The following is a 240-nucleotide window of genomic DNA, read 5'->3' as shown; positions in this document are numbered from 1 at the left end:
CAACAAGTCAACAACTTCACGGGCTTGCGCCCAGGTTGATTCCTCATCCGGTTGTTGGAAGATCGTCTGGAACATCGCTTAAGACCATCGGCCACTGCATTTTGGGGACTTTCTCGTAGAGGTTTTTGGCAAAGTGGGTGCGGCACCGCTGCCAGGAGGCATCGGGCAGCACTTCGGAAATGGCATGCTGGATGCCTTCGTGGGCATCACTGGTGACAAGGAAGACACCACGAAGTCCGC

The 240-nt window shown here is 55.4% G+C and carries 1 pseudogene; it reads right to left on the bottom strand.

Annotated features, from left to right (window positions below):
- Positions 1-240, bottom strand: a pseudogene (locus tag HMPREF2690_RS11690) (transposase); the annotation flags it as partial.

Source organism: Corynebacterium sp. HMSC034E11, assembly GCF_001835905.1.
Lineage (GTDB): Bacteria > Actinomycetota > Actinomycetes > Mycobacteriales > Mycobacteriaceae > Corynebacterium > Corynebacterium coyleae.
The sequence above is the reverse complement of the archived record's forward strand: the minus strand, read 5'-3'. Positions and strand labels throughout refer to the sequence as shown.